The 24,643-nt window shown below is 62.9% G+C and carries 18 protein-coding genes, 2 tRNA genes and 1 pseudogene; 9 read left to right on the forward strand and 12 right to left on the reverse strand.

Translation table 11 applies throughout. The features are described 5' to 3' along the window. Positions 1 to 125: 125 nt before the first annotated feature. Positions 126 to 418: pseudogene (locus tag B1756_RS06440) on the forward strand (IS6 family transposase); the annotation flags it as partial. A gap of 117 nt (positions 419 to 535) precedes the next feature. Here B1756_RS06440 and B1756_RS06445 read toward each other — a convergent pair. Further along, the gene (locus B1756_RS06445; protein ID WP_086887800.1) at positions 536 to 2,473 is read right to left on the reverse strand and encodes an ABC transporter ATP-binding protein; all 1,938 of its coding nucleotides are present in this window, start codon (positions 2,471 to 2,473) and stop codon (positions 536 to 538) included. A 173-nt stretch (positions 2,474 to 2,646) separates the two neighbouring features. Then, entirely contained in the window at positions 2,647 to 3,141 is a 495-nt protein-coding gene (locus tag B1756_RS06450; protein WP_086887801.1) for a DUF192 domain-containing protein, read from the reverse strand. Between the two features lie 61 nt (positions 3,142 to 3,202). Here B1756_RS06450 and B1756_RS06455 point away from each other — a divergent pair. Beyond that, positions 3,203 to 3,276: transfer RNA gene (locus B1756_RS06455), tRNA-Val, on the forward strand. Between the two features lie 198 nt (positions 3,277 to 3,474). Here B1756_RS06455 and B1756_RS06460 read toward each other — a convergent pair. Continuing rightward, positions 3,475 to 3,921 (reverse strand): DUF7344 domain-containing protein, encoded by a 447-nt coding sequence (locus B1756_RS06460; RefSeq protein WP_086887802.1) that lies wholly within the window; start codon positions 3,919 to 3,921, stop codon positions 3,475 to 3,477. Between the two features lie 284 nt (positions 3,922 to 4,205). On the opposite strand from B1756_RS06460, the gene B1756_RS06465 reads away from it, so the two are divergent. After that, positions 4,206 to 4,279, forward strand: a tRNA-Phe gene (locus B1756_RS06465). Between the two features lie 294 nt (positions 4,280 to 4,573). Beyond that, the gene (locus B1756_RS06470) at positions 4,574 to 4,978 is read left to right on the forward strand and encodes a hypothetical protein (protein ID WP_086887803.1); all 405 of its coding nucleotides are present in this window, start codon (positions 4,574 to 4,576) and stop codon (positions 4,976 to 4,978) included. 423 nt (positions 4,979 to 5,401) lie between these two features. On the opposite strand, the gene B1756_RS19825 is transcribed toward B1756_RS06470, so the two are convergent. Beyond that, a complete protein-coding gene (locus tag B1756_RS19825) occupies positions 5,402 to 5,866 on the reverse strand; it encodes a hypothetical protein (RefSeq protein ID WP_228434503.1) in 465 nt (154 codons plus the stop codon). Positions 5,867 to 5,874: 8 nt separating this feature from the next. On the opposite strand from B1756_RS19825, the gene B1756_RS19830 reads away from it, so the two are divergent. Then, the gene (locus B1756_RS19830; protein WP_228434505.1) at positions 5,875 to 6,546 is read left to right on the forward strand and encodes a glucosidase family protein; all 672 of its coding nucleotides are present in this window, start codon (positions 5,875 to 5,877) and stop codon (positions 6,544 to 6,546) included. A 79-nt stretch (positions 6,547 to 6,625) separates the two neighbouring features. Here B1756_RS19830 and B1756_RS06480 read toward each other — a convergent pair whose 3' ends face one another. The 3 genes from B1756_RS06480 to metG all read right to left on the reverse strand — a co-directional run bounded on the left by B1756_RS06480 (position 6,626) and on the right by metG (position 13,080). After that, positions 6,626 to 9,619 (reverse strand): BGTF surface domain-containing protein, encoded by a 2,994-nt coding sequence (locus tag B1756_RS06480; RefSeq protein WP_161493153.1) that lies wholly within the window; start codon positions 9,617 to 9,619, stop codon positions 6,626 to 6,628. A gap of 478 nt (positions 9,620 to 10,097) precedes the next feature. Further along, positions 10,098 to 10,739: a hypothetical protein gene (locus tag B1756_RS06485; RefSeq protein WP_086887805.1), complete on the reverse strand. Its 642-nt coding sequence runs from the start codon at positions 10,737 to 10,739 to the stop codon at positions 10,098 to 10,100. 202 nt (positions 10,740 to 10,941) lie between these two features. Further along, positions 10,942 to 13,080: a methionine--tRNA ligase gene (gene metG, locus B1756_RS06490; protein WP_086887806.1), complete on the reverse strand. Its 2,139-nt coding sequence runs from the start codon at positions 13,078 to 13,080 to the stop codon at positions 10,942 to 10,944. 260 nt (positions 13,081 to 13,340) lie between these two features. Between metG and B1756_RS06495 the strand changes: the two genes are divergently transcribed. Continuing rightward, a complete protein-coding gene (locus tag B1756_RS06495; RefSeq protein ID WP_086887807.1) occupies positions 13,341 to 14,708 on the forward strand; it encodes a sodium-dependent transporter in 1,368 nt (455 codons plus the stop codon). A gap of 487 nt (positions 14,709 to 15,195) precedes the next feature. On the opposite strand, the gene B1756_RS06500 is transcribed toward B1756_RS06495, so the two are convergent. The 5 genes from B1756_RS06500 to B1756_RS06520 all read right to left on the reverse strand — a co-directional run bounded on the left by B1756_RS06500 (position 15,196) and on the right by B1756_RS06520 (position 21,411). Further along, entirely contained in the window at positions 15,196 to 15,507 is a 312-nt protein-coding gene (locus B1756_RS06500) for a hypothetical protein (RefSeq protein ID WP_086887808.1), read from the reverse strand. A 55-nt stretch (positions 15,508 to 15,562) separates the two neighbouring features. Beyond that, positions 15,563 to 15,781 carry a YgaP-like transmembrane domain gene (locus B1756_RS06505; protein ID WP_086887809.1) on the reverse strand — a complete coding sequence of 73 codons (219 nt, stop codon included), beginning with the start codon at positions 15,779 to 15,781 and terminating at the stop codon, positions 15,563 to 15,565. A gap of 98 nt (positions 15,782 to 15,879) precedes the next feature. Then, entirely contained in the window at positions 15,880 to 16,965 is a 1,086-nt protein-coding gene (gene mfnA / locus B1756_RS06510) for a tyrosine decarboxylase MfnA (protein WP_228434507.1), read from the reverse strand. A 186-nt stretch (positions 16,966 to 17,151) separates the two neighbouring features. Continuing rightward, complete coding sequence (locus B1756_RS06515) at positions 17,152 to 19,638, reverse strand: efflux RND transporter permease subunit (RefSeq protein ID WP_086887811.1); 2,487 nt, start codon at positions 19,636 to 19,638, stop codon at positions 17,152 to 17,154. Beyond that, positions 19,639 to 21,411 carry a COG1361 S-layer family protein gene (locus B1756_RS06520; RefSeq protein WP_228434509.1) on the reverse strand — a complete coding sequence of 591 codons (1,773 nt, stop codon included), beginning with the start codon at positions 21,409 to 21,411 and terminating at the stop codon, positions 19,639 to 19,641. 231 nt (positions 21,412 to 21,642) lie between these two features. Between B1756_RS06520 and B1756_RS06525 the strand changes: the two genes are divergently transcribed. From B1756_RS06525 to aceA, 3 genes are all read left to right on the forward strand, one after another. After that, positions 21,643 to 22,269 (forward strand): TetR/AcrR family transcriptional regulator, encoded by a 627-nt coding sequence (locus tag B1756_RS06525; RefSeq protein WP_086887812.1) that lies wholly within the window; start codon positions 21,643 to 21,645, stop codon positions 22,267 to 22,269. Between the two features lie 295 nt (positions 22,270 to 22,564). Beyond that, complete coding sequence (locus B1756_RS06530) at positions 22,565 to 22,957, forward strand: cupin domain-containing protein (protein WP_086887813.1); 393 nt, start codon at positions 22,565 to 22,567, stop codon at positions 22,955 to 22,957. Between the two features lie 638 nt (positions 22,958 to 23,595). Next, positions 23,596 to 24,633, forward strand: a complete 1,038-nt coding sequence (aceA, locus tag B1756_RS06540; protein ID WP_086887814.1) for an isocitrate lyase — start codon at positions 23,596 to 23,598, stop codon at positions 24,631 to 24,633. The last annotated feature ends 10 nt before the right edge of the window (positions 24,634 to 24,643 follow it).

The following is a 24,643-nucleotide window of genomic DNA, read 5'->3' on the forward strand; positions in this document are numbered from 1 at the left end:
CCCTTGTATCAATTAAATTTTTGTGTCCCCTCTGAGTTTGCTTTCGAGGAGCGTTTTGCACTGTTTAGATGAGAGTTTGAGGGACGAGCAGGTAGTGGCGAGAAGTACTCACGCAACTCGCCGACCTGGTCAGAGAAACCTTGGACGTGAATTGTAGTGAAGTTTGGGAGAACGAGCGCACCCCGACCACCCTAACAGGTGTCGGGGTGCGACTGCATTCGATGGAATTGGCGGTCCGAGAGGTCGTCGCAGTGCTCAACTTACTCGGTATTGACCGTTCTCACGGCGCAATCTGGAATTGGACGCACAGATTCTCGGAGCACAGAGCGACTCTCCGACGGCATAGCCGTCGCGCATCGCGGTCAAAGAAAAACAGATTGTGGTAGACGGCAAGAGAAAATGGCTGCATGCTGCGCTATCCGCCATGATTTGAATTGCTTTTTCCAAAAGAACCGATGGTTAGATGGGGTTTTAAATCGAAATCACACGGCCAGAAATAGAGGTTTGGGGATTTGAACCAGAGCGTTCAATTAGTTTAGTCGTACTGTTTCGCTTCCGTCCGCGCCTGCCGCCGCTGGGCACGCTCGATGAACTCCTGTGGGAGGTCGTCGATCTCGCCGGCCTGTACCCCCCAGAGATGGGCGTAGAGGCCGTCTTCCTCGAGCAGTTTCGCGTGGGTGCCGCGTTCGACGATCTGCCCGCCCTCTAAGACGAGGATCTGGTCTGCGTCCTTGATCGTCGAGAGGCGGTGGGCGATGGCGAACGTGGTTCGGTCTTCGGTGAGGTCGTCGATCGAGCGCTGAATGAGCATCTCGGTCTCGGTGTCGACGTCGCTGGTTGCCTCGTCGAGGACGAGGATGTCGGGGTCCTCGAGCACCGCGCGGGCGATGGCGATCCGCTGGCGCTGGCCACCCGAGAGTTTGACGCCGCGTTCGCCGACCATGGTGTCGTATCCATCGGGGAGGTTCTGGACGAAGTCGTGGGCCTCCGCCGCTCTGGCGGCAGCCTCGATCTCCTCGCGGGAGGCGTCGAACGAGCCGTAGGCGATGTTCTCCTCGACGGTCCCGTAGAAGAGAAACGACTCCTGACCCACGTAGCCCATCGACCGACGGAGACTCGAGAGCGAGACGTCCCGGACGTCCTGCCCGTCGATGCGGATGGTCCCCTCGTCAACGTCGTACAGCCGCAAGAGGAGTTTCAGGACCGTGGACTTCCCGGCGCCCGTCGGCCCGACGAGCGCGACCGTCTCGCCACCGTCGACCTCGAAGGAGACGTCCTCGAGGACGGGTTCGCCGTCGTCGTAGGCGAAGCCGACCCGCTCGTAGGCGACGCGGCCCTCGTAGACCTCGAGTTCGTCGGCGTTGGCGTCGCGCTCGATCCGCCCCTGTTCGTCCATCAACCCGAAGATGCGCTCGCTCGAGGCCTCGGCACGCTGGTACATGTTGATGACTTGCCCGAACTGGGCCATGGGCCAGACGAGTTGCTGGGTGTACATGATGAAAACGACGAACGTCCCGACGGCGAGTTCGCCCGTGATGGGACCGGGGCCGGTCCCGGTGAAAACCCAGTAGCCACCGACGAGGAAGGTGAGGACGAACCCGATCCCCGAGATCAACTGCAGCCCGGGAAAGAACTTGATTCGCAGCCAGATAGCTCCCCAGTTGGTGTCGTAGTACTTCCGGGAGACGTCCTCGACGCGACCGGACTCGAAAGACTCGGTGTTCGAAGATTTGATGACGTTGATCCCGCCGAGGTTGTTCTCGAGTCTGGAGTTTACCTTCCCGACCGACGAGCGGACGGCGGCGTACTTCGGCTGGATCTTCTTGACGAAGAGGTAGGTGAACATCGCGATCAGCGGGACCGGGGCGAGCGAGACGAGTGCGAGCTGGGGCTCGAGCCAGAACAGCAGGACGGTGATGCCGACGACCATCACGATCAGCCGCGTCGCGGAGTTCATCCCCTCGTTCAGGAAGCGCTCGAGCTGGTTGACGTCGTTGCTGAGCACCGACATCATCTCGCCGGTCTGCTTGTTCGCGAAGAACTCCATGTCGAGACGCTGCATCTTGTCGTAGGTGGCCGTCCGGACGTCGTGTTGAACGCTCTGGGAGAAGGCGTTGAACCCCCAGTTGCGTAGCCAGTGGAATATCGCCCCGAACGCGAACGAGCCGGCGATAACGACGACTACGAACGTGAACTGTCCCATCTCGGTCGTCGGCAGCCACGCTTCCGGCAGCGCCGACAGCGGCACCTGTTCGGCGAACGCGGCGTCGGAGAAGACCGCGTCGATCGCTACCGCAAGCATCAACGCGGGGAGCAAATCGAGCGCCCGCGCGAGCACGCTCGCGATCAGTCCGATCGACACCGAGAACCAGTAGGGACGACCGTACTCGACGAGGAGTCGGCGCATGGGACTCTCGACGCTGTCCCGTTGCTCCTCGAACGGATCGTCTTCGTCCCAGTCGACGCCATCCATTGTGGCTCGCTCCGGGAGCGCCACCAATAAGGGTTTTCGAGGGGGAAGATTCCGTTCTCAGACCGGGGCGCGACCGATCGACTCGAGACGGGCCGAGAGCAATCACTCGAGTGGGGCCGGTTCCGACGGTCCTCCTCGAGAGACGAGCGATACAGAGCTGGCTCACCAGCTCGTTACTCCTCGTAATCGATTTCGAGCGTATCGCCGACGGCCATCTCGGTCTCGTTCGCGTAGCCCCGTGGCACCTCGAGCACGTACTGGGCATCGCCAGTGTACCGGAGGTTCTCGCCGTCCTCGCCGGGTTCGGGTGCGCGAGCGTGCTGGATCGACGTGATCTCGCGATCGGCGTCGACGAAGACGATGTCGATGTCGAAGTCCATCTCGCGCATCACGTACGTCCGCTCGTCTTCGTCGTCGTGGACGAAGAGCATCCCGTCACCGGGCTCGAGCGACTCGTGGTCGCTCAGCCCCGTGTACCGTTCTTGCTGGGTGTCTGCGACCTCGACGTCGACTTCGGCTTTGAGGTCGCCGTCGTCACCGAGGACGCGGACGTCGGCTGCGTCGTCACTCCACGGGGCCGAAACAATTCCAAGCTGGAAGACGGCCGCCACGAGGATCGCAACTGCGACCACGAGGAGGAGCCCCTTCCAGACGCGCTCGAGGACCATGCACCCCGGTGCAACGCGAGAAAGTAAAGGTTATTCGCACGGGGAGACTTGGTCCGGGTACGGGCTCGTGGTCTAGCTGGTCATGACGCGGCCTTTACAAGGCCGAGGTCGGTGGTTCGAACCCGCCCGAGCCCATATTTCTGCCGCGAACAACTCGTGAGCGGCAGAAATTTGTTGCGAGTGGTGGTTCGAATCAGGGAGGAGCTTTCTCCGACCGTGGTTCGAACCCGCCCGAGCCCATTTCCGGAACGAACGAACGTGAGTTACAGGTTCGAACGAGGATCGATCGTTCGATTCAGTTTCAGCGTCCTAGTGGCCAGAAACCGACGCTAATCAGTGCTTGAGTCGGGCCACGTTCTCCTTGAGCTGACTGATGAAGCCGTCGCTCGAGTCGTCTTCGAGAGCGGCGTGTAACGTCGAGTTTTCTGGCTCGTCCTGGACGACAACTCGCAGGTACGGCTCGAGTTGATCGAAGTTATCGCCCAGGACGACGGTGTGGTTGTCCTCGTCGTGGTCGACGACGCCGGCGTCCGCCAGCTTTGGCACGTGACACTGGACGGAAGAGACGTAGACGCTCTTGTACTCGTTTTTTGCCACCTCGTCTGGTGGCACGTCGTGTTCCCAGCCTGCGATCTGCTCGGCCAGCGTCGACAGCTCGATCGGGTCCTCTCGTCCGCGGAGGGCGTACAGCAGGTACCGACGGCGCCGGTTGGCCAGCAGCTCGAGGATGGTGTCGGCCGAGAGTTGCCGACCGCCACTTCTCGAGGCTAGTGACTCCATAACAGGGAGTAACTTCCCGACGCGCAAAAGGGTGTCTTGAATATCCACAAATCCAACAGTCGGCGGGACGGCGTGGAATCGCGCGGCTGTATCCTCGGGTTACCACGCAGGTGCAGGCACGGCGGGATCCACCCGGGCGACGAGTACTCCCGACCGATTTCGATGCGACGACGAAACCGCCATCTCGAGGCGACACAGTGGGATGCTGTCGTCCGATCGTATCGGAAACTCGAGTCGTCTCGATTCGAAATCCTTTTTTATACCATGCACGGAGTGTTAGATGCGCCGCCTTAGCTCAGACTGGGAGAGCACTCGACTGAAGATCGAGCTGTCCCCGGTTCAAATCCGGGAGGCGGCATGTTTCAAACCCGTGAGCGTAGCGAACGGGTGTAGGGACTGACGTCGAACGGATTTGAACTAGAGACGTCGCAGCGCGAGCGAAGCGAGCGACCGTCTTCGCGTGGTTCAAATCCGGGAGGCGCATTTTCTCGCGAACCAGGCGCGAGCGGTATATTGTACGATTCGTCCGGATTCGAACCGAGTAGCGCACAACGACGTGAACACGTCTCGACGTGGTGCGAATACACGGTGGAGATCGTCATCGTGTAGCAAGCAGTGCTGTTTTGTCCGCCGAACGCAGGAGTGCGGCCGTATGACTCGCGCTGACGATATCGATCTGACGGAAGAAGAACGGCAGGCACTTCACGAGCTACAACTCGGTGTCGAGCACCTCTATCGGGGATACGGAAGCCTCCTCGACTTCCATCATGCTATCGGCCGTGGAATGGATCATCTGTACGACGCAGAGGAAATACTCAGGAAAGCCGGACACGAGGAGCGAGCGGACCTGCTGCGCGACGAAGCGCTACCGACCGGTATCCTCGAGAATATGTGGACCTACGAAATCGTCGAGTCGTTCAAGCGCGATTTTTTGACCGAGGTAAGCGGATTTGAGCGGGACGTCCGAGAAGACCTCGCAGACGGGAAAGAGCACATCACAGAACGCAGACAACAGGCGAGCTGGCGTGACCGGGCCGAAAATCGATACGAGGAGTGACCGTAACAGTGAACCGTACTGCCGTCCGAAATGTCGAGAGACGTCCTTTATCCCGGCAGGTGAGGTGGATTCGAGAGTCCCGTTCGACATTCGTTTCACCGAAGTGCCCATGTGAAGGCGCGAGAGTCGCCCCTGGTCCCGCGAGCGTTGCTCGCCAGGTTTGAATCGGGGGAGACGCTTGCTCGGACCGTGGCTCACATCTGGGAGGAACTGTTATCCACCTCGAGAGCCGGCGGCCTGTTTCCGGAAGCGACTCGAGCGGGAGGTCACCACAGGTCCCGCGTTGGGCGGTCAGAAGCCGCCTCGAGAGATCAGTCACGACCTGACGACAGTCAGTGGTCTCGAACTGTCCGGCGTGGATAGATAGCAACTGGGAGTGGGTCCCACGAGGGGCTGAAACGTGTGGGCACAATGCTCGAGCGCTCAATGCCGCCCACAGCGGAACGTCCCCCGCTCTCGTACTATCCGACCGTCGCGTATCGGCGGCTCAGCCACTACGCCGAGAAACGGCTCCGGGGATATACGGATCGAGGACCTCTCGAGTGCGCCGCCGAGGAAATACTGCGTGATGGTGCCAGACGAGGGTTCAGCGCCGGGAGTCACTTTCCGGGCGTCTGGCCACGAGACCTCTGTTTCGCGGCCGAAGGAGTCACAGCAGCGGGATTCGAGGAATCGCTCCGGTCGGTTACCGAGCGGATGCTCGACGCGATCGATACCACCTTCTATACCGACTTTCACGCGGGCGGGAACGTCGCCACGCCCGCCGAGGGTGTCGATACGTTTCCGGCGCTCGTGATTCTCCTCGAGGTGGTGGGCAGACTCGAAGCCCGTGCTGCCGACGTCCGGTCGATGGCCGCCCTCCATAGAGCGCGATTCTTCGACGAGCACACGCCATCGTGTCGGGAGCAGGGAGTTCCTGGTTCGATTCGGCGTCGGGGCCGCGGGAAGCCTACAACACCGCGATGCTGCTGGCTGCCGTCGAGCGACTGGAGCGACGCGGGATCGAGACGACCTACACCGGCCACTCGGACGCGATTCGCGGTGGACTCGTCTCACAGCTCTGGACCGGCGATTACTTCGCCGAGCGGCGGGGATCGCCGGTACTGGCCTGTGATGCCAACGTCGTCCCGCTGTACTTCGGACTCGTCGACCAAGAACGGGCCGACCGAATCGCAGACTCGATACAGGTGCTCGAGACCGAGTGTGGGACGCGACTGCGCGCGAAGCCGTTCGCTCCGACGGCGGTGCGCCCAGTCTTTCTCGCCCACCGCGATTATCACGCGTGCATCTGGCCGTGGAACAGCTTTGCGTACGCGATTGGGCTCGCCCAGTACGGGTACCACGACCGCGCCTGGCGGGAAGTGAACCGAATCGAACGCCAGCTCGAGCGCTACGGCACCTTCCTCGAAGTGCTCACACTCGAGGGGGAGCCGTACCTAAAACGGGGCTACGCGAGCGCCGAGGAGTTCACGGCCGCGGCTGCGCTGTGGATGGAATTTCACCGGCGATCTGGCACGCTCACGCCCACGTCGTCGAGGGAGAGCCAGCGTTCCGGTCGGCGGTGCTAACGGACTGCTATCGACGCGAAAAAAGCGGTGTGAAACCGGGTGGTCCGGTGGTCAGTGATCGATTCGCGAAGACGGTTCCTTACTGACGGCGGAGTGCCAGCATCGCGGCGGCAAGCAGTGCGACGACAGCGACGGCGAGGCCGAAGCCTGGGACGCCGTCCTCGTCGTCGTCAGTCGGCTCGTCGACGCCGTCGTCAGCCGGCTCGTCGACGCCGTCGTCAGCAGGTGCGTCGTCATCGGTACCGTCGTCGTCAGCAGTGTCGTCGGCACCGTCATCAGCAGGCGCGTCGTCGCCATCGTCGACCAGTTCTTCGACGAAGATCCCGTCGGCGTCGTCGACGGAGCTACCGTAGACACGGAAGTCGAGTTCTGCTTCGTCGTCTTCGTCGCGCTCGCTGAAGTCGACTTCTTCGCTCTCGAAGTCGCCGTCGGAGTTGATCTCGGCGTCGACCGTGTGCAGGAAGCTGTCCGTGTCACCGGCGTTGGTGATGCGGATGTCGGCTTCCGAGCCGGGTGCGACGTTGGTCTCACCCGTCACGACGGCCGAGTCGCTGGTCTCGAGCTGGACGTTGTCGTCCTCGTCTAAGTTGTCGAACCAGACGTCTCGGTCGACCATCTCGAACTCGGTGCTCACGGATTCGGTTGAGTCTGCGGCGAAGTACGGGAACGCCGCTTCGTCGGTGTCACCGTCGCCGGCGCTGTCACCAGCACCGCCGGTCCAGCCGTCGCCGGCGAAGTAGAACCGGTCGTCCTCGTCGGTCTCGTACTCGATCACGGCTTCGAAGGCGTCACCGTCTTCGTAGCTGCGATCGAACGCGTTCGAGGAACTCGTGTCGACGACGATGTAGAGTTCGCCTTCCTCGTTGTTGGCGAAGACGATCACGTCGTCATCGTCAGCGTTCTCGAAGTCGACGTAGTTCGGGTCCTGGTTGCCGACGCGGTCGTCGCCTTCGATTTCGATGGTGACGCCCTCACCGTCGAGCTGGTTCAGCTCGTGGACCGTCTGCGGTTCGAAGCCGTCCTCGAGTGGGTCGTACTCGTCTTCTTCGAGTGCGATCATTGCACCGAAGATCCCGGAGGCTTCTGCGCGGACGATGAGACGGTCGTCCTCGGCGATGTCGGTGCGCTCGGTCATCGTGGCTTCTTCGTCGTCGTCGCCGAGCAGTTCCGCGAGGTCGTGCTCGTCGGCGCTGTCTTCGGGTGCGACGAGGGTCGAAATTTCTTCGACGCTCGGGGTCGTCAGGTCGACGGTCGCGGCGTCGAGTTCGTTGTCGACGTCGGCCTCGCCGTCGTCGGCGACGAAGTGGCCGTCTGCGCTGCGAAGCGGGTAGTCGGTCGCCTGCAGCGGGCGGACGAGCTGGTCGAACGCCGCGCCTTCCTCGTCGTCGGCGAGGTCGAGTTCGTCGAGGTACTCGTTGAAGCTGATCGTCTCGTCGTCGTCGACCTCGTCCTCGTAGAGGACCAGTCCGGAGAACGCGCCGCCGACGTTGGCGGAGTCGGTGTCGCGGGCGTCCTCGTCGGCATGGTCGACGAGACTGACGACGTCGTCGTCGTCGGAGAAGACGGCGTGGTCGTGGCCAGTCCCCATCAGTCGGGTGTTGAGCGTCAGATCGACTTCGCCGTTGTCCGAGTCGTCTTCGATGTAGATGAAGTCGACGTAGCCGCTGTCTTCGTCACCGAACTGCAGGTAGGCGTCGTCGGTGTCTTCGAGGTCCACGTTGACGTGGATGATGTCACCAGCGGTCTGGCTGTAGACGCTCTGGTCGAAGTCGGCCGTCGCGTCGGATTCGGTGACTTCGACGTCGACGGAGTCCGAAGCTTCGGTGTCAGTGACGTTGAAGTCGAACGTGTACTCGTCCTCGTCGATGCCGTCGAAGGTGACGTCACCCTCGACGTCGCCGCCGATGAGGAGTGCGACCTTCTCGTCGCCGTCGAGGTCGTCACCGTCGGCGTCCTCGTGGTAGAGTGCGACGTCGAAGTCACCGTAGGTGTACCCGTCGTAGTCGTCTGGGTCTTCGTCGACGCCGATGTAGTAGCCCTCGTTGTAGACGGCTGCGGCGAAGTCCTGTCGGTCACCGATATCGTCGTCATCGTCGATGGCGTCGCCGATCGTGTCGTAGTCGTCGAAGCCGGATGCGTCTGCCTCGTCAGTCGTGAAGATTGCAAACAGCTCCTCGGCGTCGAGGTCGCCGTCGGCGCTTGCGTTCACGTGGTAGCTTCCGCGACGGGAGTCGAACTCGACTTCGGTGTCAGCGTCGGGCCCCGAGTCGGTGACCGTGGTGTCGTCGAAGTCGACGTCGAGGTCCTGAACGCTCACTTCGAAGGCGTCGCTGCTCGAGAAGTCGTTTCCGAGCCCCATCGCGCTGCTGTCGACGAAGTAGTACTCGTCCTCGAGGTCGTCGGTGTCGATCGGAACGACGACTTCGTCGGAGCTGATGTCATCGTGGCTGTCAGCACCGACGTCCTCAGCGAGTGCCGTGGACAGTTCCTCGTGGAAGGTACTGTCGTCGTCACCAAAGCTGTCGACCTCGCGGAGTTCGACGTCGTCGCCGACGTCGTGGTTGTCGTCGATCAGTTCGCCGTACGCGACGACGTCCTGTCCCTGCCAGACGACGCTGCCGACGTGGTCGTAGTTGATTCCGTCAGCGACCTCGGCCGGGGGTTCCTCGACGGAGACCGTCTCGGTGTCGGTCTCACCGAGGAACGAGGCCTCGATTTCGAGGTCCTCACCGGCGTCGTCGTCGGAGACGTCGTAGGTTTCCTCGATGTCGCCGGCGAAGTCCTCGCCGAACGTTCGGTCCTCGTCGAGGAAGATGGTCTCGTCGTCGACGATGATCTCGACGTCACCGGTTACGTTGTCGTCTTCGTTGTTTTCGAAGGCGACGGTGACATCGAGTTCGTCACCGGCGCTCGGTTCTGCTGGGTCGACGTCGATGATTTCGACGTCGACGTCTACGTCCTCCTGGGCTGCCGTCGCGCCCGCGAACGCTGCGGACATCGCGACGACAGAGAGGACCATCATCGCGGCCAGGAACACGGCACGTCCCTGTTCGCGATATGACGTTTCGCTCATGTTGTCGTTGAATTTGGGGTTGGGGTTGGTGATTAGCGGGCGATCCATCTGTGGAGGCGGTCGTCGGCACTCGTCCAACGGCACGTCACGCGCCGACAGGGCCACCCGGGAAGGGGTACTCGAGTGGTCTTTCACCGCCCGCAATAAGTCTTCTGTTATTACATATTTACTATAAAATCTATGTTCTGTTCGGAGAATGTATTTAAGGGCGAGATTGGAAGGCGAGTCGAAATGAGAAAACGGCGTCCACGGGCAGTGTAGAGACTCGCCTCGGAGAAGAGACGGTAGACACCACAAGACTAATTTGAATTGCATATCCAGGTGCGAGCGTGGGTGCACGTGGTGTACCCACTCGCTCAGCAAAACGGGGTTGGGCGACCATCACGCCGTCACGGCAGGGCCTCCGGGAAGAGTTCGTTCCTCCTGTGACGGCGTTTCTGGACGAAATCGGCGTCTCCAGTGCCGACAGTGGAGGCAGCTACGGTCGGTCGGTGGCGGTTTTTCGAACGGCGAACTCACCGTCGACCTCGAGAGGGGCACAGTCGAAGACGCCGGCTTCGCAGAAGTAGCCGAGGGCGTACTGGACGGCACCGTCGACGGCGTCGTGGTCCCGGAGGTCGGATTCACAGATCGGGTCATCGAGGTGGGCGTAGAGGTCGTCGAGCGCGACGCCGGGGTCGATCCGGACGGACCGGCCGTTGCTGGTGGTGTATCGGCGACGTGGGCGGTCCTCGAACTGGAATCGGTCGACGACCCACTCGGTGCCGCCGGGACGGCGCTCGTAGACGACCGACTGGTACTTTCGCAGACGGCGTTCGCCCAGAAAGTGGAGGATCCAGTCGTACACCTCGCGCGGAACCGACGACTGGACCACGTCGGGGTTCGAGACGTCGATTGCCTCGAGTTGCTCGCGGTTCTCGGCGACGAACCGGCGTGCAGCGGCGCGTTCGTCACCTGCGAGGTAGTAGATGGAGGTGAACTGGCCGCGGTACTCGGGCGGGACGTCGCTCGAGCGGTTCACGCGCAGGACGCGGAGGGCGGCGCGTTCGTCGGGGGACAGCTGTGCGCGATCGATGTCGGTCCGGGGGCGATCACACAGCCGCTCGTATGGGGCGGTCATCGGCACTGGTTGTAACCTCGATTGGTAGTAACTATAACACTTCGACTTAACGCATTCTGTACTCGAAATTATATTATGCATTTCCCAGTGGTTTTATCCATAGGCTCGATGGTGGCGAACGAAGCGTGAGGGGCGAGAATCGTAAAAGAGAGCCGATAACGAGTGAAACGGAAGACCGAACGGGAGAAATGACGGGACGACGCTACCTGACTTTCTCGCCGACGTCGGCGTCACCGTGGGTCGTCAGCAGGTCGGCCTCCTCGCCTGCAGCCAGAATCATGCCGTTGGACTCGACGCCGAACAGTTCGGCGGGTTCCATGTTCGCGAGCAGGACGCACTTTTCGCCCGGCAGTTCGCCGAGGTCGTGCAGTTGCTTGATTCCGGCGACGACCTGGCGGGTCTCGAAGCCGATGTCGACCTCGAGGCGAGCGAGGTCGTCTGCGCCGTCGATGCCCTCTGCGGTCTCGATTCGACCGACCCGGATGTCCAGGTCCTGAAAGTCCTCGAAGCTGATACGGTCCTCTGCGAGCGGCTCGAGGTCGGCTGCGTCTGTCATGTCGTCGGCTTCGTCCGCGGCGGTGTCGTCGCTTTCGGTTTCATCGTCGTCACCGTCCGCAGCCGCGGCGACGCGCTCTTGGAGTTTCGCGTTGAGTTCGTCGACACGGTCGTCTTCGATCTTCTCGAAGAGTTCACCGGGTTCGTCGAAGTTCCGTGGTGGCGCCTCGAGAGCGTCCTCGAGGTAGGCGTCGGCGATCTGGTCGTCCTCGCCGAGCTGTTCCCACAGGTTCTGGGCCTTGTCGGGCGTGATCGGCTCGAGGAGGACGGCGACGGCCTTGGCGATCTGGACGCAGTCGCGGATGACCTGCGCGGCGCGTTCGGGCTCGTCGTCGGTGAGCTTCCAGGGTTCGTTGCGCTGGATGTACTCGTTGCCAAACTGTGCGAGCTGGGTCGCCGCCTGACCGATCCCGCGGAGGTCGTAGTCGTTGACGGCCTCGCGAACCTCTTCGATCGCGCCGTTGATCCGGCTCTCGACTTCCGCGGAGACGGCTGCGTCGGGCGTTCCCTCGTAGTTCCGGTAGGCGAAGAGCAGCGAGCGGTACCAGAAGTTGCCGACGGTGCCGACGAGTTCGCCGTTGACCTTCTCCTGGAAGGCGTCCCAGGAGAAGTCCACGTCCTGCTGGAGACCGCCCGTGGTGGTCAGATAGTACCGCAGCAGGTCGGGATGGAAGCCCTCCTCGAGGTACTCTCTGGCCCAGATCGCCCGGTTTCGGCTGGTCGAGAGCCCCTTGCCATTGATCGTGATGAAGCCCGTCGCGGCGACGGCGCGCGGCGCGTTGTAGTCGGCGGCCTCGAGCATCGCGGGCCAGAAGATAGTGTGGTGCTGGATGATGTCGCGGCCGATGACGTGGACGATGTCGCCGTCCTCGCGCCAGACTCCCTGCCAGTCGTACTCCTCGATGCCGACGCGTTCGCTGTACTGCTTCGTCGAGGAGATGTACTCGATGGGTGCGTCGACCCAGACGTAGAGCACGAGATCCTCCCCCACTCCGGCGGTTTCACCGCCTTCGTCTCGTTGCTCCTCCGGAGCAACGCTCTCCCCGGGATAATCGATCCCCCAGTCCATATCGCGGGTAATACACCAGTCCTGGAGGCCGTCCTCGATCCACTGGCGGGGCTGGTTGCGCGCGTTCGAGGTTCCCTCGAGGCCGTCGAGAAAGTCGGTGAGATACTCCTCGAACGCCGAGACCTCGAAGAACTTGTGGGCGCGCTCGCGGTACTCGGCGGGGTTGCCCGTGATCGTGCTCGTGGGATCTTCGACCTCACCCGGCTCGAGGTGGCGCTGACAGCCCTCGTCACACTCGTCGCCGCGGGCAGCCTCGCCGCAGTAGGGGCAGGTGCCGACGACGTAGCGGTCGGGGAGGTACTGGTCGGCGTCGGGGTCGTAGGCGACCTGGATCTCCTTCTCGTAGACGTAGCCCTCCTCGTCCAGCGTGCGGACGATCTCCTGGGTGATCGCGGTGTTCGTCTCGTCGTGGGTGTGGCCGTAGTTGTCGAAGTCGACGTTGAACTGCGGGAACGTCTCCTCGTACTGCTCGTGCCACTCGAGGGCGAACTCCTCCGGGTCGACGCCCTCCTCCTCGGCGTTGACGGCGACGGGCGTGCCGTGCATGTCGGAGCCGCTGACGTAGGCGACCTGCTGGCCGAGCGTGCGCAGTGCGCGCGTGAACGCGTCCGCGCCGATGTAGCCACGGAGGTGCCCGATGTGCAGGTCGCCGTTGGCGTAGGGCAACCCGCAGGTCACCACCGCGGGGCGGTCCGTCGGGAAGTCGTCTGTGCTCATACTCCCACACTGTCGCTGCCGGGCGTAAAACCCGCCGGTTTTCGTTGCAGGCGGCGTCGACCCACCGCGACGGGCCGCTGGCTCGACACTCGACGATCGCACTCGACACTCGAGCCGTCGTCACCGCTCGCGGCCCACTGTGTCCTCTCGAGTCTCCGACGCTCCGCCGTCAAGTAAGCGAACGCTACTGGGCGCAAACGCAGATTGTCGCCGGAGACGGTCGTGTGACATTTTTCCACCTGGTCTCGAGGGGTCGGATGATGGGCCTCGCTGATTCGCCTCGTGAGACGTGGGCGACGCGCCTCGGATTCATCTTCGCGGCCGTCGGGAGCGCGGTCGGTCTCGGGAACATCTGGCGGTTCCCGTTCCAGGTCGGGCAGGAAGGCGGCGCGGCGTTCCTGTTGATCTACCTGCTGTTCATCGCCCTGATCGGCTTCCCCGCGATGCTCGTCGAGTTCGTCGTCGGCCGGTACACCGAACGGAATCCCGTCGGCGCGCTGAAAGCGGTCGGCGGCGGTGCCTGGAAATACGTCGGCTGGGTCTTCATCGCCACCGGTTTCGTGATCCTCTCGTACTACAGCGTCGTCGCCGGATGGACGATCCGCTACGCCATACTGGGGCTCCAGGACGGCTACCTCGCCGACGCCGGCGAGGCAGAAGCCCAGTTCGTCGACCTCGCGAGCGGGCTCGACGCCATCCTCTTGCACGCCGTTTTCATGGCCATCGTTATCGCCATCGTCGCCTACGGCATCCAGCGCGGAATCGAACTCGCGGTGAAGGTGATGGTCCCCGCGATCATCGTCATCACCGTCGGTCTGGCGGTCTACGCCTTCACGCTCGAGGGTGCGAGTGAGGCCTACACCTACTACCTCTCGCCCGAGTGGGGCGTCATCGCCACCGAGTGGACGAGCATCCTCCCCTCGGCGGCAGGGCAGGCCTTCTTCACGCTCTCGCTGGGGATGGGCGTGATGATCACCTACGCCTCCTATCTCGGCGAAGATCGGAACCTCGCCGAAGACGGCGCGATCGTCATCGGCTTCGACACCCTGATCGCCTTCGTCACCGGCCTCATCGTCTTCCCCATCCTCTTCACCGCCGGCGTCGATCCCGCAGATCCCGGTGCCGGTGCCATCTTCGTCTCGCTGGCGGCCGCCTTCGGCGACCTCACGCTCGGCTGGCTCGTCGGCTTCGTCTTCTTCGCCACCGTCGCCATCGCCGCCCTCTCGAGTGCCATCTCCCTGATGGAGGTCGTCGTCTCCTACGCCATCGACGAACGCGGCATCCAGCGCCGGAACGCCGCGTTCGTGATCGGTGGCGGAATGTTCATACTCGGGATTCCCTCGGCGACCGACCTCGTGTTGCTCGACCTCTTCGATCTGTTCGCCGACCAGATACTGCTCGTCTTCGGCGGCCTCATGCTGATGATCCTCGTCGGCTGGGCCCGGTCGCAGATCGCCGTCGAGGAACTCTCACTCGGGATCGGCGACCTCGGCAGCCTCGGCACCGCCTGGATCTGGGCCGTCAGGATTCCCGTGATCCTCGTTCTGATCGTCGCGCTCGTACTCGGGATTCTGGAATACGTCGACTTCCTCACCGGACCGTTCGCGGAGTGGGTCGGGGATCTCTGAACCACCTCGGCTATCGTAACAACTGCAACGATTCACACACTGATCGCCGATCCGTCTGGCGATCAGGTGTGCACTGACGTGCAGTGGCTACTGTAGTCGCCTCTCACCCCTATCGAGGTTCTGTCGGAATCGGGTATATTATGTGAACTACCCAACCCTACCGCGCTCGGGCTTACCCAGCCCTCGCTTGTCGAGGATGGGGCTTCCTGTTTCTGTGTCGGAACTTGCAGGAACAGATCCCACAGTGGTTCCAGACTCCGCAGGCGATTTCCCTTTACGGGCAGTTCGGAGTGTCCCACTCCTACCGATTCGACACCCGGCTACAACCGCCGTTGCAGGCTTCTTGTCACGTTTGAACAACGCCGGAAGCATGGTGAGCGCCTTACTTTCTGGTAATTGTGGGGGAATTTTGGGAAGTATTCTCGAGCGATTCCTGGCCGAGGTGTATCGAGACGGCGACGCAGAACCCATCCACCTCCCGAATCGACTAGTCGACGCTCCAGACGTCCACCAGAATGCCGAATCGACCGCCGAGGAGGGCTATCACGCCGAGGCCGCCGAAGACGACGACGGCGACAAGCGTCGCCATCCCACCGAGGTCGAGGATAACGGCGACGGCGGCGACCACCCAGGCGAGCCAGCCAAGCGCTTCCCACGGCCGCCCACCGTAGAGCCGCCAGACAGACAGCGACAGCAAGAACCCACCGAACGCTGCGGTCACGAGCAGCGGCTCGAGTGCCGTCGTCGAGAGGGCGAGCAGCGAGATGCCGACGATCGCAACCGTGTCGATCCGGTCCATCGACTGCAGGAACTCGGCGTGTGGGAAAACGTGTGTCGGTTCCGCGTCAGGGCGACTACTGGCCGCCGCAGGTGTCGACTCCCAGCAGCGAGTACAGCGGACACAGTCGCATCGTTCCGGTTCCCAGTAATACGAGCCCGACGAGTAGCGCACCGACGGCAGCGGTCGTTCCGACGGCAATCACCTCGAGAAACGCTACGAGGCCAACGACGACGAGGACGACGCCGAGTGCGACTCGAACCAGGCGGTCGATCGAACAGACGTTCGGTTCCATGTGCGAGGACACCGCCGTTCGGGCAATAGGTCGACTGGTTCGGTTCTCGAACCAGCGAGGGAAGAAAACCACGACGGGTCGCAGGGTCCGGTGATCGCTCAGTCGTCGGCGACGACCGGCACGCTGGCGCGCACCTCGAGTCGGTCCAGATCGGCGACGAAGGCAGCGAGCATCTTCCGGGTGACGTGGGGCATGCAGACGACCCGGAGTTCGCCGGTGGCGGTCCGGGAGATGCGCCAGCCACGCCCACGGAGCGCGTCGAACGTCGACCGGGGGACGTCCGCGGCGACGAGCGGCAGCGTGGGATCGACGACCTCGTAGCCGCGCTTCTCGAGGGCGTCTGCGAGCCACTCGGCGTTGTTCTGGGAGCGAACGTACTGGGTTCGGTAGCCGCCCGGCCACAGCTCCTCCATCGCGGCGACGGCGCTGGCGACGCCCGCACCCGACCGGGTGCCGGTCAGGGTCGCCTGCGAGGTCGACTCGAGATAGGGCGTGTCCACGGCGAGTTCGTCCAGCAGGTCACTCGAGCGGACGAGCAACCCGCCGGCGGGGACGGCGGCCTGTCCCATCTTGTGGGGGTCGATCGCCATCGTGTCGATCGGCGCGTGGGCGAAGTTCCACTCGTAGTCCGTAAAGGGGAGGACGAACCCACCCCAGGCGGCGTCGACGTGGCAGGTCGCGCCCACCTCGTGGGCAATTTCGGCGAGTTCGGGGATGGGATCGACCCGGCCGTACTCGGTCGTGCCGGCGACGCCAACGACGGCGGCGGTGTCGTCGTCGACGCAGGCCCGGACGGCCTCGAGGTCGGCCCGGTGGTCCTCGTCAGTCGGCACGATCCGCAACTCGATCTCGAGGAGGTCGGCCGCTTTGCGGAAGCTGAAGTGGCCCGACTCGGGCATCACGACGTTCGGCCGGTCGGTATCGGCGCGTTCGCGGGCGATCCGCATCGCCTGGATGTTGGCTTCGGTCCCGCCGCTTGCGAGGTAGCCCGCAGGCTCTTCGAGACCGGCGATCTCGCCGAGGATAGCGATGGCGTCGTCCTCGAGTGCCGAAATAGTCGGGTAGGTTCCGGGGTCACCGGGATTGGTCGCGAGAAACCGTTCGGCCGCCTCGCGAGCGACCGGGTGTGGCTCCGTGCACATCGAGGAGAGCACCCGATCGAACGCCTGCGGCTCCGCTTGCATACCACGGGGAAAGATCATCAACGGCTTAGTACTTGCGTTTGTCCGTCGCATACTGGCACGGAACCAACCGACGCGGAGCCCAATTCGGCCTGTCAGAACCGATGTCCCATCACGGGAGCCCACAGCAACGCGATCACGGAAACTGCCTCGCAGGGAAGGGGCCACAGAAATCGAGACCCTGAAAGCTCACTGCCGGGCGCTCGAGACGAACTCCCGGAGGCCACCGTCAGCCTGATCGTAGCGTGCCCAGAGGAACAGCGCTGGCGGGAGCGCGACGACGGCCCCGACGAACGAGTAGAACACGCTGAGCGCGATCAGGAGCCCGAAGTCCCCGAGGACGGGCGTAATCGCGAACGCGAGCGCGCCGGTTCCGAGCGAGGTCGTCAGCATGCTGCCCGCGAGCGCGCCGCCGGTCCCCGACAGCGTCGTGGTGAGCGCGGTGAAGACGTCTGCATCTTCGCCGTACTCGTCCAGGAATCGGGCCGTCGCGTGGACGGAATAGGCGATTCCGACCCCGATGGAGATCGAGAGGATCGTCGCCGTCATCGCGTTCAGCGGCATCCCCAGTGCGCGCATCGTCCCCAGCAGGAACGCGACGGCGATGGCAATCGGGAAGACGTTCACCACGCCGAGCAGGGGCTTGCCGTCGAGGATGGCATACGAGATGACGAGGAACACCGCCGAGAGGACGATCGCGAGGACGAGGCCCTGGATCGCCGACTCGAAGATGATGTCCGAAACTGCATCGAAGATCACGACCATCCCAGTCGCCGTCGCCGTGTAGCGGAACTCCTCTGCGAACTCCGCGCCATCGGCTGCGACTTCCTCCTGCGTCGCGCTGGCGTCGATCGAGTACTCGACCTGCACGCTGCGGCGATCCTCCGAGAGGTACTGTTCTGCCTGTGGCCCCGCTGGCGAGGCGAACAGTTCGTCGTAGATCCGATCGAGGTTCCGGTCGGGGATCCCGCTGCCGCTACGGTCGTTGCGATCGACGAGTTCGCCGAACTCCGGATCTTCGGCCGCATAGGACTGGATCACCGTCACGATACTCTGGGCGTCGGCCGTCCCGCCCGGCCCGACCGCGAGGCTATCGGTGGGCTCCTCGTCTGGCGCCACGAGCGCCTCGAGCGCGTGATCCTCCTCGAACGGCCCTTCGACGTATATCGTGATCGACTCGTCTTGATTCGCCTCGAAATTGTCCTCGAGCGTGTTGATCGTCGAGGTGACGGTGTACTCGCCGGGGGCGAACGGCTCGGGGATGTGCTCGACGTACCAGGCTTCCTCTTCGGGTGGGAGGAAGTCCTCCTGATCGAAGCTGGTGTCGACGCCGGCGCCGTAGAGCCCCATCCCGCCGCCGACGAGGAGGAGGGCGACGACGAAGACGACCGGCGCGCGCTGGCCGACGATGGCCGAGATCGAGAGGGCGCGACCGAGCGAGGAATCCTCGGAGGCGATCGGCGTCGAGTTGAACTCGGGGACGCCGTAGCGTTCGCGAAACTCGTCGACCTCGAGTTTCGCCGCGGGGAGGAAGAAGCCGAAGATGAGGAAGGTAAAGACGATGCCGACGCTCGAGACGATCCCCATGTTCCGGATCGGCTCGAGGTCGGAGACAACGTTCGCGCCGAAGCCGAAGACGGTCGTCACGGTGACGATGACGAACGCGGTCATGAGCTGCGTGCTCGCCGTCTGCATCGCCGCGATCGGATTGTACCCCTGAACCGTCTCCTCGCGGTAGCGATTGATGATGTGGATCCCGAAGTCGACGCCGACCGCCAGCAACAGGACTGGAACGGCGATCAGTTGCTGGTCGAACGGAATCCCAGAGAAGCCGAGGAAGCCGAACGTCCAGATGATCGTCAACAAGAGCGCGAACAGCCCCAGCGCGAGGTCGATCGGATCGCGGTAGGCAGCGATCAGGAACGCGAGCAACAGCACCATCACGATCGGCATCACGATCGCCAGCGAGTCGCCGATGATGTTCTCGAACTCCTCGTTGACGATCCCGGCACCGAACGCCCGGATGTCACTCGACTCACCGTCGGCGATGGTAGCGACGCTCGTCTGCAGTTCGGTGAGGTCGTCGTCGTCGAACTCAGGTGGCACCTGGTGGGAGACGACCGTCATCGACGCCGACGCCGTCGCCTCGTTCGGGTTGAAGTCGTCGGAGACGATCGCCTGGAACTGCGGATCGTCGCTGACGGCCTGGATGGCCTGTCGAACCTCCGTCTCCGTCGCACCCTCGACAGCCCGTCGCTGTTCTGCGGCCGTCTCGGCCTCCGGGTCGATCGCCTGCGCGACGATCGTCGCCGGTCCGTTCGCCGACTCCATCCTGAGCTGTGGATCGTCTTCGACCGCCTCGAGCGTCCGGAGGACGGCGAGCAACTCCTCTCGTGTGAGGACGTCGCTGCCGGTGTGCAGCAGCTGGGTGCTCTCCTGATCGACGGTGAACGGTCCCTCGAACTCCTCGTTGATGGCATCCAGAGCCTCCTGTTCGGGCATGCCTTCCGTGAAGGCGTCGGTCGCGTCGGCCTCGGACGTGATCATCGTCATGCCGCCAGCGAACACGACCGTCAACAGGAGGAACGCGACGACGATCGCTCGCGGTCGCGAGACGATCAACTCGCCGAGCCGGGCGGTCTCCCGTTCGATCCGGTCACCGAGTGACTGTGACATCTATCGCCTCTGGTAGACGTACGCGCCGGCTCCGAGACCGGACACCGTGAGGATGGCGATCAACCCGAGCGGGAGCCCGCCGCCGCCGTCGGTGACGTCGACCGCGACGCGGGTCGTCCCCGAAAGGTGGCTGTTCCCGCGCTCGTCGTCGTACCGGAAGTCGAAGGAGATCGGGTAGGTCTTCGCCGTCGCGCTGCCGGCCGCCTCGAGGTCGAACGTCAATGTCACCGTCTCGCCGGGATCGAGTCTCTCGACGAAGGCCTCGTCGTCGTCGCTGTCGAGTGGGTCGCTGGCGAACAGCTTCGCCTCGACGTCCGTGACCGTCTGATCGAGGTTGTTCGTCACTTCGACGTCGACGAGCGTGGAGTCACCGGCGGCGATCTCGGTCGGCGTCACGTCCACGAGGAACTCGTCGCGCTGTTCGGCGACGCTGACCATCGCCGCTGCGTCCTCGAACAGGCGAGCCTCGAGGTCCTCGTTGCGGTACTGGACCGCGAGATCGATCTCGCGGTCGATCGCCTCGGCCTCGCCGCTCACGTCCACTGGGAGGCTGAACGAAGCGGATTCGCCGGCCTCGAGCGAGCCGACGGCGATCGCAGTCTCGATCGGGATGACGTTCTGTGACTCCTCGGTGTACCGGACGACGACGTTCTCGGCGTCGCTCGGGCCTTCGTTGGTCACGTATCCCTCGAGGTGGCCGTCCTCGCCGACGTGGAGAGTCGAGTGAACGTCGGTGATCGAGAAACGCTGTTCGGCACCCGGCATCACCCCGGCGGCGAGGCGCTCGTCGACGCGGTCGAGTCCGTCCTCGGTCTTGAACTGAACGGTCGCCTCGAGCGGGTAGTTGCGGACCGAGGTCCCGTCGGCGAAGGCCGCGTCGTAGCTCACGGTGGCGGTGTCGCCGGGCTCGAGTTCGTCGACTCGGGCCGCGCTCTGGAGGCTCTCGCCGAAGACGAGTCCCTCGTCGAACGACTCGAGGACGACGTTCAGGTCGGTGGCCGTCTCCTCGCCGATGTTCTCGAGTTCGACGTCGATCGTTCCCATATCGCCGACCTGGGCGTCGGTGTTGACGTCGACGATCTTGAAGCGGGCCTCGTCGTCGACGACGACGTCGAACGACGTCGACCAGGTTCGGGTTCGGTCGTAGGTCACACCGCTGCCCGATTGCTGGTACGTGTAGGCGTAGGAGATGTCGGCGTCGATCGTGTACTCGCCGGCGTCGACGTCGTCGGGGACGCTGATCGCGATCGGTGCCTGACCCGGCTGGGCGTCGGTGACGGTTCCGATGGCTTGCTCTCCCGATTCGACCGTCAGGGGCGTCCCGCTCGCGTCGGCCTCGACCGTGACGTCGCGGGCGGCGGTCACGACGTCTCGAGATTCGGCGGTGCCGATGCTGAGGTCGCCGCCGTTGGAGATCACGAGGGTGACTTCCTGGGTTTCACCCGGGTGAACGGTCGGGTTGGGGACGTGGAGGTCGAGGTCGGGCGAGCCGCGCAAGAGCGGACGGTCCTGTTGTTGCTGCTCAGCGGCAGCCATCTGCCCCTCTAACCCGGCTAACTGTTCGCGAAGCTGGGTGTTCTCCTCACGTAGCTCCTCGAGTTCCTCTTCCGTCTCTCCGTTTTCGCCGGCGGCAACACCCACCGTCGCAAGGCTCGTGACGAGCAACAGTGCGACCACGAGCGCGCGGACCGAGCGCCCGGTCATTCGACCGCCCCCGACGAACTCACCGAGAACGTCGACGACACCGCCTCGAGCGAGGTCGCTGTTCGGCACCGACGGTCGCTGGAGGGCGCATTCGACATTTCACCGACAGGAATAGTCCGTTCAGCTTCCATATCAACACTCCGTACCTGCGAATCAAAAACGTTTTGATTTCTGAGTTTGTGTATTCATCATGGATCAGCCAACCCGGTGGGGAGTGGTGGGACAACTGTCACGGCGCGTCCGGAATAGCCACGAACCAAACCGTACATACACACAGCTACCGTTCACGACGATAGCCAAATGAGAGGGTTCAGCGACGACGAGCGCGAGCGGATCACCGAGGCCCTCGTCGAGGCCGGCCAGCGGCAGTTCGCGCAATTCGGACTCGAGCGCACGCGCATCAAGGATATCACCGACGAGGTCGACATCGGGACGAGCACGTTCTACCAGTTTTTCGACTCGAAAGAGGAACTCTACGTGGAGGTACTCCTCCGGGAGCACAGAGCGTTTCACACGGCAGCCGAGGAGGCAGTCGAGGACGTCGACGAGCCGCGCGAACAGGCTCGAGCGGTGCTCCAGACGATGTTCGAGGAAGTCGAGAGCAACCCGCTCATCTACCGGCTCATCGTCGAGGGCGAGTTACGATCGCTCCAGTCACGCCTTTCGGATGCAGAACGAGCGGAGATCGTCGATTCGATACGCGGCCGACGATTGAGCACGCTCGAGGAGTGGGTCGACGATCCGGCGTTCAGGATCGACGATCGGGAGATGGTCGACGCGCTATTGCGGAAACTCGTGTTTGTCAGCCGGGCGAAAAACATCCCCGTGGCCGCGAACACGGGGCCGGAGTACGAGGAGACCCGCGACGTCCTCATCGACGTCGTCGTCAACGGCCTGTTTTCGGAGCCTCGAGACGGCGACCGGTGACGAAGTTGTGGTCGTATTCGGACGGTGCTCCCAGAGCGAAACGAGATACCAGCCGAACCATCGAAACGGCCACCGATGGTATCACCCGGCTCGACTGCGACTAACCGTTCGACTTTTTGGCTCGGGTGTCCCGGTTACAACGAGTTTTGCGAAATCAGGCCTCACTGTTCCAGACGTCGACCCTGCCACATATCACCGGGCCAGTCGACGGTCGTCTACGTGAGGAACACATAAGTACGGGCGCAGAACATTAATAAATAAACATTTTTATTGTGGACGGGCGGGACGTTCCACTATGCCGCGAGACTACGACCCATCCGAAATTCCATCCGTATACAACTTACAGGACATCGCACCGTACCGTGATGAACCGGGGTTCGAACAGGTGCTCTTTCGTGGGATCGACCAGATGGTCGGGTTTTCCAAGATCAGTCCCGAGAAGCCCGACAGTGAGCCACATACTCATCCATACGAGCAACTGAATATGCTCGTCGAGGGTCGCCTCGACTTCCTCGTTAACGGCGAGCGAGTCGAGCTCGAGCCCTACGATACACTGGTGATTCCGCCGGAAGTACCCCACACCTCACGAGCAGTTGAGGGAGAAACCGCGACGTTGGTAGCGTTCTGGCCGCTTCGAGAGGACCGACTCGAGGCGACGACCTATCAAGCGGAGTTCCCTGCGTTGTAGCGGCCCAGGCGGCCGACTCGAAGCGGTTGTGTTCGGCTGCATCAAGGACGAGCGGCGGCAGCCGTGAGCGAGTAGGGATGATGTCAGTATGAGGCTGTTCGACACTCGGCGCGAGCATGTTCTGTCCACGAGGTGCTTCGCACACCCAGTAACCACGCTGACACGGTGTACAATCTCACCTTCAATAGTGAAACTATACTTTGGCAACTAGATTTGTACTAGCACAATCTAGGATTAGTTTTATCAGTGACGAATTCTTCCCCAGGACCGTGGTGAACGATGATGAAAGAATGCAGTCCGTGTCGGCGGTTCGTCGTGAACTCACCACCAGCATACACATGACTCGCTCCAACAAGACGACAGAGGTCAACGGTTCACAACCGATCGAACAGGATTCACCGGACGCCTCACTTTCGGCGCGCGGTGGAACAGACGGGGTCGAAGATGCAGGTGCACCACTCACCCCGATGAGCCTGTCCGGTGACACGGTCACTGGGCCCCGTATCACCGAAACCCCAGCGACAAACCAGTCCCGGGATCGGACGCTAGAAGCCGAGCAAGAGGCACCGCTCGTTCCTGATCTTCGACCGCTCGAACGAGATCGGCGGTCACAGCCGATGGACTAATTTCACAGCACAATGTATCCGTCAAAACTCGACGACGACGTTTTCACTCGAAGTATCGACAATCCAGCTGGCAGACAGTTTCGCGAACTGCTCGAGGAGCAATCGTACACGTTCGCACCCGGAATCTATCACGCACTCGACGCCCGCCTTGCGGAAATGGCCGGTCTCGACGCCGCGTACATGAGCGGGTATTCGACCGTTCTCGGTCAGTTCGGATTCCCTGACCTCGAGATGGTGACGATGACCGAAATGGTCGAGAACGCCAAGCGGATGGTCGAGGCGACGAACCTTCCCGTGATCGCCGACTGCGACACCGGTTACGGCGGAATTCACAACGTCCGCCGCGCCGTTCGCGAGTACGAGAAGGTCGGCGTCGCTGCCGTCCACATCGAAGACCAGACTTCGCCGAAGCGCTGCGGTCACATCGCCGGAAAACAGATCGTCAGCCGCGAAGAGGCCCGATCGCGTTTCGAAGCCGCAGTCGACGCGAAACAGTGTGAGGACACGGTCATCATTGCGCGAACCGACGCGTACGGGTCGGCTAACGGCGACTGGGAGGAACACCTCGAGCGAGGCCGCATCTACGCCGACGCCGGTGTCGACCTCGTCTGGCCGGAGATGCCCGATCCCTCCCGCGAGGACGCGATCAACTACGCAGAGACGATCCACGAGACCCATCCCGACCTCGACCTCGCGTTCAACTACTCCTCGTCGTTCGCCTGGAGCGAGGAGGACGAACCGCTGACGTTCGAGGAACTGGGTGACCTCGGGTATAGTTACATCTTCATCACCCTCTACGGGCTGCACTCCGGTGCCCACGCCGTCTACGAGGACCTCGTGAACATCGCCGAGAACGACGAACAGGCGCAATTCGACCTCGAGGACCGGTATCTCGGTCACGAGACCGAGAGTCACCACGAGCTGTCGTTCGTTCCCCGGTATCAGGAGATCGAAGCCGAGTTCGATCCCGAAGCCCGCGAGCGAATGTCTGAATCCGCAGGGTACACCGAAGAAGAGTCGGATCCCCTGACGTCGGAGACCGACGACTGACTCCAGCGAG

The organism is Natrarchaeobaculum aegyptiacum, from assembly GCF_002156705.1.
Lineage (GTDB): Archaea > Halobacteriota > Halobacteria > Halobacteriales > Natrialbaceae > Natrarchaeobaculum > Natrarchaeobaculum aegyptiacum.